Raw genomic sequence first — 10,654 nt, forward strand, 5'->3', positions numbered from 1 at the left:
CTTCGTCGATGTCGTTGCCGAATCTGCTTGCCAACGTCTCGACCACGCGATGAAAACCCGCCATCAGTGGCTTGTCGGATACGTGGGACAGATTGGAGGCCACCCAACCCGGGTGCGTGAGCTGGGTTGTGACCGGGGACCCTGCTACCCGCAACCGTCGGTCGAGTTCGAGGCCCCAGAGCATCACCGCGAGTTTCGAACGCGCGTACGCCGGATACGCCGCCCACCGGTGCGAGCGCAGGTGCATGTCATCGAGCCGCAGCGTCGCCGATCTATGGGCGTCGGATCCGACGTTGATGATCTGTGATCGCACCCGTCCGAACAGCAGGTTGGTCAGGGCGAACGGACCCAAAAAGTTTGTGCCCATTGTCATTTCAAAGCCGTCCACGGTGTCGGCTCGGTGCTGGACGACTGCCCCGGCGTTGTTGATCAAGATGTCCACGTCGTCGTCGAGCTGGTCGGGGAATGCGCGCACTGAGGACAGATCGGCGAGATCAAGTTTGGCGATCGATGTGGAGCCGCCGATCTCGGCGGCACGCTGCTTACCCAATTCTGTGTTGCGGACGGCCATGATCACGTCTGCGCCCGCGCGCGTGAGAAGGCGCGCGGTTCCAAGGCCCACCCCATTCGTCGCCCCGGTCACGATGATGCGTTTGCCGGTCAGGTTGCCGAGTCGGCTCGGCGACCACGCTGTCGTCACTGTGTTTCTCCCTCGTCAAGCCGAGACTAGCGTTGCGGAAACAGCTCCCGCACGGCGTCGGCAACGGGCGCGACGGCATCGGCGCCCCGGATCGCCAGCTGTAGCAGATAGCCGGGCAGCACGCATAGCAGCGTCTTGGCCAGCACGTCAGGAGCAAGTTCCGTACCGGTCGGCGTAATCCCGCGGGCGGTTTCGGCGAGTGCCTCACCGGCCTGATCAAACGATTTCCGTAACCGCTCAGCCAAGGCGGGATTGCGCAATGCTTCCGACCACACGATGAGCGCGATCGCGGCGAACCCGTCGTCGGCGTGGCGCGAGCTCGCGAACTCCAGCGCCGCGGCCAGCGCCGCACCGAGGTCGGCGCCATCGGCAACCGACTCCCGCACAATCGCGACGATCTGATCGAGGTTTTCCTCGGCGATCGCGACGATCATCGCGTCCTTGCTGGCGAAGTAGCGGTAGACCGCGCCAGACGACATGCCAGCCTCGCGCACCAGATCCTGCATGGACGTTTGGTGGAACCCGTCGCGAACAAAGCAGCGTCGGGCGGCGGCCAGGATGTGGGCCCGTCGCTCGTCGCGGTACTGCGCTGAGACCTTCGGCACCACCGGAGGCTATCAAAAAAGCACGAACGTTCGCTATTGACAACATCGGCTTCCGGGGTGCAGAGTCGGAATATATAAAACGCGAACGATCATTCGCGGAAAGGCGGTCCAGCATGTCCGGCTCCCCTGACTTCGGCACCTTCGGTCGCTTCACCGAGACCCCGGTCGACCGCATGCCTTCGGAAATGAAAGCCGCATACGACTTCACGCGCGAGCTGCGGGGCCTCGTCCCGGGCCCGCACAAAATCTGGCTGGCCAACCCCCGGCTGTCCCAGACCATCGTGCCCACCGGCGCGTACTACCAAACCGATTCGACGCTGACCAAGGCGGAGATCGAGATCGTCACCAACCTCACCACCGGCCGCTGGGCCACGCCGTACGCCAACTACGAGCACGAAAAGATCGGTGTCGAAAAGGGCGGCCTTGCACCCGAGACGGTCGGGGCGTTGATTGCCGGCCGCCCTGTTTCGTTCGACGATCCGCGTCAGCAGGTCGTATACGAACTCGCTTGCGCTCTCGTCGCCCCGCGCTTCGTACCGCTGGGACTGTACCGGCGCGCCAACGCGCTCCTGGGTGATGCCGGAATCGTCGACGTCACGGTCCTCATCGGCTGGTTCACCGCGGTGTCAATGACGCTGGCGGCCTTCGATGTTCCCGCTAACGCGGTAGGACTGGACCAGTGAATAGCGACGCTGTTGAAACGGAGAGGGAGGAACTCTCATGCCGATAGCCCCAATTCCCGCAGTCACTTTGACACCGGTTGCCCACTTCCCGGAAAAGTACTTCCTGGAGAACCTCGCCGTCCGCGCTGACGGCTCCGTGCTGATCACCGCGGTGCTGCAAAAGGAGCTGTGGTGCGTTCCGGGCCCCGAGCCGCACGCGGAGGTACCCCCGGTTCTGGTGCACACCTTCGAGTACATGGTCTCTGGCATCGCCGAGGTCGAACCCGACGTGTTCGTCATCTGTGTCTGCGACGCCTATGAGAGCCAGAGAGCGTATCTGGTCTGCGTTGACTTAACCGGCTGGACGCCCGGCGACCCGGTGTCGCCCGAGACCATCTACACCTTCGGCGAGCGGGCGTGCGGGCTCAACGGCAGCTGCGTGATTGCGCCTGGGGTGATGCTCGTCGCCGACAGTTTCGCCGGTTTGATCTGGCGAATCGACGTGGTGCCAAATGCCCGAAGCGCGACGGCCCGGATCTGGCTGGCTCACGACACGATGGCGATGGACCCCGATAGCGGTGTCCCGTGGCCGCCGCAGCCAGGCATCAACGGCGTGCGATTCGGCGCGCAGAGCGGATACCTGTTCTACACCTCCACCGCCCAAAAGGTTTTCGTGCGCGTCGCGGTCGACCCGAAGACGCTGGAGCCCGCGGGTGGCGTCGAGTTCGTCGCCGCCATCGACAACGGGGACGACTTCTGTGTCGATGAGAACGCCGGATTCGCCTACGTCACCCGCCATCGCGCCAATACCGTCGACCGGGTGCCGCTTGCGCCTCGGCACGGCAGCGAAGTGCGCCACATCGCCGGGGACCCGTTCGACGAACTCCTGGTCGGCCCGTCCAGCGCTGCCTGGCGCCGCCGTCCCGGTGACCACGGGCGGGTGGCCTATGTCACGACCGACGGCGGCACCACCGCCCCGCCTGACGGGATCGTGCGCAAAGCCGCACTGCTGTGTCTCGAACTGGAACCGTCCGACGCCCCGGCGTAGGCTGCGAACAGAAACGAGCTGTCGAAGAATTGCGGCTGCGGTTTCGTAAACGCTTGTAGAACTTGACATTTCATCGAGGGAATGCACAAGACCCGCGCGTGCGACGATGCAGAGCGAAGCGATGTGGAGGACTGGCGCACATGACTACTGTTAACACGACGTTGTCTCCTGCCCTGGAGCGAGCGCTGGATTTGCTCACCGATCCGCCTGCCGAACCGGATGCGAGCAAGGGGTATCTCGACCTGCTGGGCAGTTCAGCAGTCGACGACGAGGGCCCGGCCAAGAACACCGGCCCCATTCAGGCGGTATGGGCGTCGTCGATCGGTTCGATGCTGTACGACAACGCGCAGGCCATATCGCGCAGGTTCGTCTCCGCGTTGCAGCACCCGGTCGAGTGGTTGAACATCCCGCAGGGCGGGATCGCCTTGGATGTCGGCTCGGGTCCCGGTTCTATCACCGCGTCGCTGGCTCGCGCTGCGGGATCCGACGGGCTCGCGTTGGGCGTTGACATCTCAGAACCGATGCTGGCGCGCGCGGTGCGCGCTGAAGCGGGCCCGCAGGTCGGCTTCCTGCGGGCCGATGCGCAACGGCTGCCGCTGCGCGACCAGACCGTCGATGCCGTCGTCTCGATCGCCGTCCTGCAGCTGATACCAGACCCGTTCGCAGCGCTGTCCGAGATGGCCCGGGTGCTGCGACCGGGTGGCCGGTTGGCGGTGATGGTGCCCATTGTCCGGGCAGCCCCGGAGCTCTGGCGGAAGCTGCCCAACGGCGGTGCTTACGTGTTCGGCGAGGACGAAATCGGCGACTTTCTGGAGGACCACGGCTTCGTCAGCGTGCGGACCAAGACCATCGGCACTTTCCAGTGGGTGCGTGGCAAACGCGGGTGACACCGCGGCCTGCCGTCGGGCCGTCAGGGCTCATCTCGCCAGTGGGTGGTTTTCGCGCACTCCGCCGTACATGCCCCATCGGACGATCAACGGCATCACCACGTGTTCGACCGACCACGATGGGAAGCGCAGCGCATGGCCGGTGGGGAAGAAGACCTCCAGCCCGTTGGGCTGTATACCCAGTAGCGAACCCCACCTCCGCCCCGGTGCCCGGTAGGTGCGCAGCCGTCGACCTGCGAGTTCGGCGCGGATGTTACGGGCCACCAGCGCATCCCCGCGGTTGCGGGCAGAGCTGCGCAGCGGGTCGGTGGCCGCGACGTCGCCGATCGCGAATACGCCTGGATGACCGGGGACCTGCAGCTCCGGTGTCACGCGAACGAAGCCGTGCTCATCGAGCAATTGCGGCGGCAGCCAGTCGGTATTGGGGTGCACCCGCCCGATTGCCCACAGCACGGCCTCGGCCGAGGCCGGGGGTTGTCCCGTGCTCCAGTGCACCGGCTCGCTGGTGATCTGATCGCCGACAAAGCCGTTGGCGAGCGCGGCGCGGTGCCCCGGGTGAAGGCCAACGCCGAGTTCGGTCAGCCGGCTTTGGATGCGCTGCCAAATCCGCGGGTGATAGGCACCCAACGCCCGCTCTCCGGGGAAGTACAGGTCGATTCGCTTGTCCGGCCAGGTAGTTGCCATGTTGGCAGCGCTGGTGACCGCGGCTGCGCCGCCGCCCACGACGATCACAGATTGGGCCGCAGCCACGCGGTCGTGTGCAGCGCGCAGATCGGCGCCGATTTCGGCGGACGACTGCACGGTCGCCCGGCGCCAGAAGCCGTTGCTGACTCCGGTGCAGACGACCAGCGCGTCGTAGTCCTCGGTGAATGCCTCGCTGTCGTCGCGCCGACCGGAGACGGTTCGGGCGGCCAGGTCGAGTCCGGTCAGTGTGCCCTGAATGATCCGCACCCGATCCAGACGGCGGAATCTGTCGAAGGGGATCCAGTAGTCACGGGCCCAGTCGTCGGGTCGGGATAATCGCACGCCGAGTTCCTGGCCGCTGACCAGTGCAGGTTTGGCCGAGATGCCGACGACGTCGGCGTGACGGGCGAGCCGGATCGCGGTGAGGACTCCGACGTCTCCCAGTCCCGCGACGACGACGCGTTTGCGGCTCATGTCGTCGACGCATCGGAAGCTTTGGCCACAATCAGCAAACTGTAACATGTTCTAACTTTGGATTTATCCCGCACAGCCTTGGCGCTTTCCGTCATCGGGATGCGGATTCTGATGAGTTTCCTTCATTTTCGGGGTCCGTCGACCACCGGCTTCATGCTGACTGCCATGACTGATACAGCCGAAACGGCATGGACGAGGACGACGAGTGACACAGCATTCGATCCGACCGTCGCACTCAATGGACTACTCGCCGACGTGGGATTGTCGGCCGCCGACGCGGGCGGCCGCGTGACATTCTCCGGACAGGATCCGATCATCGCGGCTCGCCACCGGCTCGGCGCGGCGATCGGTATTCCGATGATGGGCAACGCAGTTGCCGCGGCCACGATGCACCGCCATCGCGGCGGTCCCGGACAGAATCTGCATCTAGATCTGCGCCAGGCGGTACACCACATCAATCCCAGCTTCGCCTGGAAGCCAACGCTGGCCGGAGAATTCCCCTCGATCGCGCTGGTAATGGACAACCCGTTCGCGCTGATTCCCTATCGCACCCGCGACGGACGAACAGTGATGGCCTCGGCGGTGTATCCGCACCAGGCGGCCAACTGGTGCCGCTTCCTCGATGTGCCACCCGACATCACGAAAGTTGCTGACAAATTTAGCAATTGGGACGCCGTTGAACTGGAAGACGCTGCCAATGCTGCCGGGCTGCCGGCCTGTATAGCCCGCACGCCCGAGGAGTGGCTGGCCCATCCACATGGGTCGTTGCTGGCCGGCCAGCCGGTCATCGGCTTGACCCGCATCGGTGACGCACCGCCGCGCGAGCTGGGCCCGTCGGATCGGCCCTTCGGCGGGGTGCGGGTATTGTCGTTCACCCATGCCATCGCCGGGCCCACCGTGGGACGTGTGCTGGCCGAGCAGGGCGCCGACGTCTTGGGTGCGGGCCGCCCGAATGATTTCGAGCACGACTGGGTGTACTTCGAAGCGAACATCGGATCACGAAGCGCCTGGCTGGATTTGACGAAAGAGACCGGAAAGGCTGACGTCGACCGGCTGCTGGGCGACGCCCACGTGGTAGTCAACAACCACCGCGAGCTCAAACTCGAGAAGCTGGGCATCGACCCCCGCGAGCTTGCCCAGACCCATCCCGGGCTGGTGCACGTCTCGGTCACGTGCTACGGCTCGACCGGGCCGTGGGCGAACCGCGGCGGCTTCGACATGAACGGCTCGGCCGCCTCCGGATTGATGGCCATCGAAGGCAGCCCCGATAATCCGCAGCTGCCGCCCACCGGGCTGATCAACGACTTCATCACCGGCTACATGGGCGCGCTCGGCGCGGCCGCCGGGCTGATCAAACAACAAACCGAAGGCGGCAGCTGGCACGTCACCGTCAACCTCACCCTCAACGCCATGTGGTACCAAACCCTGGGGCTGGTCGACCCCGCCGACGCCGGTCGCGACGACGAGCACACCATCGGTATCCCCGACGCCTATGACGCCGACACCCCGATGGGACAGGTCCACATGCTCGCCCCGCCGGTCAGCTTCAGCCACACGCCACCCCGCTGGCCCGATCCGATCCTGGTCCCGCGCGGGTCGAGCCGGCCCGAATGGTTGAGCCTCAACAGCCCCGAAACCATGTGACATCGCGCGACAATTCTGGTCATGGGCGATGGGGTAGACGAGCTGGATATCGCCTTGCTCGACGCGCTCCACCTCAATCCGCTGGCGAGTTTTGAAGAGCTGGGTGCGGTGCTGGACGTTTCGCCGGTCACTGCGGCACGCCGGTGGCGCCGCCTGGTATCCACCGGCCGGGCATGGGTGTCGTCCGCGCCCGGCCCGGAGCTGCCGCTCAAGGCGGCACTGTTCGAAGCTGAGTGCCAACCGGGCGCCGCGCCGACAGTGGCCAACGAGTTCGCCGCGATACCACAGGTTTTCAGCGTCAACATTACGACGGGCCAAGACAGCCTCTACGCGTTTGTGGTTGCCGCCGATCAACCGTTGCTGGCTAAGTTAATCGTTGACAAGCTGCCGGCCATCGCTGGACTGAATCGGGTCCAATCGGCGCTGATGACCCAGTTGTTCAGCGGCACCCGCTGGAGGCTGGGCGGTCTCAGCCCTGATCAAGTTCGGGCGGTAACTCCCGAGCCCGCCAAAAGAACTCCGGCGCATGAATTTGACGAGTTCGATCGCGAGCTGTTCTTGGCGCTGCAACGCGACGGTCGGCTCAGTTTCCGCGACCTCGCTGCGGCGGTCGGGCGGCCGGAGCCCACGGTGCGGCGGCGCATGGGCCTGTTGACGCACGCCGGAATGCTGGCGTTCCGCACGGATTTCGCACGGGTACAAGCGGGTTGGCTGACCGCAGTCGCGCTCAAGCTCAGCGTGAACGGGTCAGCCGTGGCGGCAGTGGGCCGCACCCTGGTCCGATATCCCGAGACCCGGTTCTGTGTGGCGGTAACCGGCGGCGGAGCGGCCAACATCTTCGTCACCATGCAGTTGCACGATGTGTCCGACCTCGAACCGGTGATCCACCGACTGTCAGCCGAATACCCCGGCGTCGCGGTGCTCGACACCCGCGTAGTGCTGCGCTCGGTCAAGTCCTGGGGGCGGCTGCTGGGGCTCGACGGCCGCGCACAGGACGTCGTCCCCGTGGACCTCTGGGCGCCGGTCTAAGGATTCGAGTGCTGTCCCGCGCTTTGGCGGGCAAGCCGTTCGTCGTGGATCCTGACCAGTTCACGGAATCCCAGCCGGTGATAATGCGGTACCGGCTGAATTCCCTATTGGTCCTGGGCGGTAGCTACACCGCCAGCAGCCAGGTGCTGAAACTGCGGGCAGTCAATCAGCCGTAACCGTCGGATCTTAGCCGCGAGCGAAGTACAATCCGCCGTGTGACGACCCCGTCGAACCCCTGGGGGAACGAACGTGGGCAACTATCGCATCGGTTTCAGCTGCGAAATCAGGTTCTCGGCCGCAGACAGGCGCGACGACTGAGTCGGCGCTTCGCGCGGGTCGGCGTCAACACCTCGCCGGAGCGGCTTCGGCAGATGCTGGCAGGTGTGCCCATTGCAGCCGCCGAGATGGCCGACGTCAACTTCGCACTGATAGCGATCCAGCTGAAGCATGAAGAGCTGGTCACGAAGTTCACGCGCTTGAAACGTCGCGGCGCGCGGTCGCTCATCTTTGTGGGCTTGGTTCTCGTCACGCTGAACTTTCTATTCTGCATGGCCTACGCCCTGTTCAGCTTGACCCTTGAGGGCGTGCCGTTGTGAATCGCAGGGTCTGATCGAGCGCTGCGAACTGTCGATTCTCCCGCGGTTCAGTCGTCATGTTGTCGACGGCCCCACCCGGGTCAACGGCGACGATCGCCCTGCTGCGGGCCCATGAAGGGCTTCCCGCCGGCGTCGAGACGGGCATCCGCCTGACCAGCCCGGACGCCGCCACGGCCCATCAGCGGTTGCATGACCGTGGTGTCGACGTCGGCGAGTTACTGCGCTGGGACGGAGTTCCGCCGATGTTCGCCTTTCATGACCCCGACGGCAACGGGCTCGAGATCATCCAGCAAGCGTGGCGTCGGGGAAGGTCGCGGCGCCGAGCTGCAGAATTTCCCCGCGATCCGCGGCCAAGATGAACCCTGACTGAATCGCCGAGTCGAGCGACGCAGTGAAGCGTTCCAGATAGTCGGCTGCACCGCCGGGATAGAGCCGGCGCACGGTGGCGGTATCGAATAGTTCGCCGGAGCCGAAGATCGACGACATCGTGGTCTCCTCACTGCCGACACCGGATGTCCGGGCAATCGGCACGTCCGCCCACGGCGTCCTGACGCCGCCCCGCGCGAGCCCGTTTGCATCGAGAATGGGCTGAGGTGGTTCGGCATCGGTGAGTTCGATAGGTACGGCACTGGGCGCTGGCCGGCCGGTGCGCACCCAATGGCGGAGCTGCGATAGCGCGGCTTGCAGAACGTAGTGGTGCTGCGGTCCGAAATTGATGCAGTGATCCAGTTGCTGGCCCATCAACCTGTCTGTCGGCGCGTAGGCCGCGACGATATCAGTCAGCGGCGCAGAGCCGGTGTCGATCGGCGCCACCTGAATCGTGTAGTTGTCGGCGTGCGCGGTGCCGGCGATCTCCCAAACCCGAAGCCGTTGGCTATCAGGCTGTCTCGCACTGTGATAGCCCCGCCGCGGACCGCCGAAGAGATCTGTTTCGGTGATGATGGTAAGGAGCGGGACACGGAGGTCTGGGCGAAATGTCACCGCCTGGGATGTGTTGCTGTCCAGCACGTCGAATATCGACTGACCGTCCACTGGCGCGGCCGGCCCGAATCGCGAATGCACCAAGAAGCCATCGTAGACCTGGGCTAACGGGTCGATAGCGTTGATATACGTCGTCAGGAACAGAGCCGATTGCGACTCGCCCAGGGCGACGACGTGTTCGGCGTGCAGCTCACGCAGAACGCCGTTGCGCCGCCCGTCTTTGACGACTCGGCCGGCCTGGGAAAAGATATCGTAGGCAAACGCGTCGCCGGGATGGCACAGGGCCGCATACCGTTTCGGATCCTGGCTTTTCAGCGACATGTCCACGCCCATCAAGTTCGTGCCGCCTTCGACGCCGACGCGCTGGGCCGACACCCCGACGTAGGCGTAGCCGGCGCGAACCATCTCGCGATGCGCCATCATCCAAACCGCCGCAGCATCGATGCCGCCGCTCACATTGAGCCACTCAACGAGCACTGTCCCGTTGAACCGGGCCCGATCCGCCGGCGTCAGCACCACCATCCGGGTGGTGAAGTCAGCGGAGTCTGTGGCTGTCACGCACCACCGGCCGTCGGGGCCGAGTTCGGCTGCGGAACTGTAGGACGAGGCCGGTCCGGAGATGAAGAACTCCTCGGCGACATAACCCAAGCTGGCTATGTCGAAGGCGCCCAACAGGAGTGCGGGTTTACCCGACATCGGCGTGACAGTTATCGGCACGCGGGCATCATAGCTGTGGCACAGTCGGTTCTAGCGTGATTGTCATCATCGGCGCCGGAATATGTGGGCTCGCGACCGCCTGTGAGCTGTCGCGCCGCGGCGCGCAGGCGGTCGTGATCGAGCGCGGTGAGCCGTTCGCCGAGCAGTCCGCCGGGCTGGCACGGATCTTTCGCATCGCTCACCGGCGCCCGGAGTTATGCCGACTTGCGATGCGGGCCCGCGACGGCTGGCAGTGCTGGGAGGCCGAATTCGGCGTGGGTCGGCTGCTTGGCTCGGAGGGCTTTATCGCCGCCGCCGCAGTGCAGGATATTGCCGCGGCAATGACGGCCGCCGGTGCGGTGTTCTCCCGGCTTGATCAGCCCGCGATCACAGCGCGGATTCCCTTTCTGGCTGCGCCATGGCAGAGCGGACTTTTCGATCCGCTGGGCGGCAGCCTGCGCATCCGCCGCGCGCTGACCGCTTTGGCGCGGCGGGTGGATATCCGGCGCGGCACGGCCGTGTCGGTGGACGACGAGGGCACGACGACCCTGACCGACGGCACCGCCATACGAAGCGATCGCGTGCTCATCTGTGCGGGAGTCCAGACACCGGCATTGTTCGGCCCACTCGACGTCGAATTCGCTCCGC

General features: G+C 65.2%; 12 protein-coding genes. 8 read left to right on the plus strand and 4 right to left on the minus strand.

The features are described 5' to 3' along the window. Both VEI45_RS21735 and VEI45_RS21740 read right to left on the minus strand, forming a co-directional pair. On the minus strand, positions 1–700 hold a 700-nt coding region (locus tag VEI45_RS21735), incomplete at its 3' end, for an SDR family NAD(P)-dependent oxidoreductase (RefSeq protein WP_324856594.1). 26 nt (positions 701–726) lie between these two features. Next, positions 727–1,305, minus strand: coding sequence for a helix-turn-helix domain-containing protein (locus VEI45_RS21740; RefSeq protein WP_324856595.1), 579 nt, complete (start codon positions 1,303–1,305; stop codon positions 727–729). A 113-nt stretch (positions 1,306–1,418) separates the two neighbouring features. On the opposite strand from VEI45_RS21740, the gene VEI45_RS21745 reads away from it, so the two are divergent. The 3 genes from VEI45_RS21745 (at position 1,419) to VEI45_RS21755 (ending at position 3,902) form a co-directional block, all read left to right on the plus strand. Further along, a complete protein-coding gene (locus VEI45_RS21745; protein ID WP_324856596.1) occupies positions 1,419–1,988 on the plus strand; it encodes a carboxymuconolactone decarboxylase in 570 nt (189 codons plus the stop codon). A 37-nt stretch (positions 1,989–2,025) separates the two neighbouring features. Continuing rightward, entirely contained in the window at positions 2,026–3,015 is a 990-nt protein-coding gene (locus VEI45_RS21750; RefSeq protein ID WP_324856597.1) for a hypothetical protein, read from the plus strand. Between the two features lie 140 nt (positions 3,016–3,155). After that, positions 3,156–3,902: a methyltransferase domain-containing protein gene (locus tag VEI45_RS21755; protein WP_324856598.1), complete on the plus strand. Its 747-nt coding sequence runs from the start codon at positions 3,156–3,158 to the stop codon at positions 3,900–3,902. Between the two features lie 30 nt (positions 3,903–3,932). On the opposite strand, the gene VEI45_RS21760 is transcribed toward VEI45_RS21755, so the two are convergent. After that, on the minus strand, positions 3,933–5,060 hold the full coding sequence (locus tag VEI45_RS21760) for an FAD-dependent oxidoreductase (protein WP_324856603.1): 1,128 nt from the start codon (positions 5,058–5,060) through the stop codon (positions 3,933–3,935). Positions 5,061–5,225: 165 nt separating this feature from the next. On the opposite strand from VEI45_RS21760, the gene VEI45_RS21765 reads away from it, so the two are divergent. Genes VEI45_RS21765 through VEI45_RS21780 form a run of 4 tightly spaced genes read left to right on the plus strand, consistent with a single transcriptional unit; the run spans position 5,226 to position 8,329 of the window. Next, positions 5,226–6,704, plus strand: a complete 1,479-nt coding sequence (locus VEI45_RS21765) for a CoA transferase (RefSeq protein WP_324856599.1) — start codon at positions 5,226–5,228, stop codon at positions 6,702–6,704. Positions 6,705–6,725: 21 nt separating this feature from the next. After that, a complete protein-coding gene (locus VEI45_RS21770) occupies positions 6,726–7,733 on the plus strand; it encodes an Lrp/AsnC family transcriptional regulator (protein WP_324856600.1) in 1,008 nt (335 codons plus the stop codon). Positions 7,734–7,741: 8 nt separating this feature from the next. Beyond that, on the plus strand, positions 7,742–7,909 hold the full coding sequence (locus VEI45_RS21775; protein ID WP_324856605.1) for a hypothetical protein: 168 nt from the start codon (positions 7,742–7,744) through the stop codon (positions 7,907–7,909). A gap of 39 nt (positions 7,910–7,948) precedes the next feature. Further along, complete coding sequence (locus VEI45_RS21780) at positions 7,949–8,329, plus strand: hypothetical protein (protein WP_324856601.1); 381 nt, start codon at positions 7,949–7,951, stop codon at positions 8,327–8,329. A 282-nt stretch (positions 8,330–8,611) separates the two neighbouring features. Here the strand turns inward: VEI45_RS21780 and VEI45_RS21785 are convergent, their stop codons facing one another. Beyond that, a complete protein-coding gene (locus VEI45_RS21785; protein ID WP_324856604.1) occupies positions 8,612–10,006 on the minus strand; it encodes an alpha/beta hydrolase domain-containing protein in 1,395 nt (464 codons plus the stop codon). A 56-nt stretch (positions 10,007–10,062) separates the two neighbouring features. Between VEI45_RS21785 and VEI45_RS21790 the strand changes: the two genes are divergently transcribed. Beyond that, positions 10,063–10,654 (plus strand): FAD-binding oxidoreductase (locus VEI45_RS21790; RefSeq protein ID WP_324856602.1); only part of this gene is annotated, 592 nt, incomplete at its 3' end.

The sequence above is a fragment of the Mycobacterium sp. genome (assembly GCF_035623875.1).
GTDB lineage: Bacteria > Actinomycetota > Actinomycetes > Mycobacteriales > Mycobacteriaceae > Mycobacterium.